General features: G+C 45.8%; 1 protein-coding gene. It reads right to left on the reverse strand.

The features are described 5' to 3' along the window. Positions 1–695: flagellin (locus F0251_RS24310; RefSeq protein WP_171731990.1), on the reverse strand; the 695-nt coding region annotated here is incomplete at both ends.

Genomic DNA, 695 nt, shown 5'->3' on the forward strand with positions numbered 1-695 from the left:
AGAATCGAGCTTGAAGCTTGAGAAAGGATCTGAGACTTAGTCATCTGAGTCGTTTCTTTCGCGAAATCGGTATCTTTAATACGGCTCTTAGATGCATTAACGTTTTCGTTAATGTTGTCTAAGTTGCTGATTGCGTGGTCGAAACGGTTTTGGAAAGCACCCAGTTCTGCACGGTGGCTGTCTACGTACTTAAGTGCAGCATCGATTACAGCTACAGACTCTTGTGCGCCGCCAACAGACGTTACGTCGATAGTATCAACGGTTACGTCTTTACCCGCTTGAATGCCTAGCTCGCCAGCAAGACCACCAGAGAAAGAAACATCGCCGCTCACTTTGTTGTTACCAGTGAACATTTGTAGCTTACCGTCTTCAGTTACAGACGCTTTCACAGAATCTTGTTGACCGTTGATGTAAGTCGCTAGCTCTTCGATGTCGTCACCCGCTTTTGCGTTGATGTCGATCTCTTGTGCTTGACCAAAGTTATCTGTGAACGACAGTTTTAGGTCGTTTGAACCCGCTTGAACGTTCCAGTCTTTGTCTTTAGCGTTCTCAGTTTGGTAGCTCTTACCACCCATCTGAGCGTTATCAGAGCGCATGTCTTTCAGTTGAAGCATTACCGCTTCACCGTTATCCGCACCGATTTGGAATGATTTAGTACCGTGAGTACCGTTAAGTAGCTTGTTACCACCAAAAGA

The sequence above is a fragment of the Vibrio sp. 070316B genome, assembly GCF_013114115.1.
GTDB lineage: Bacteria > Pseudomonadota > Gammaproteobacteria > Enterobacterales > Vibrionaceae > Vibrio > Vibrio chagasii_B.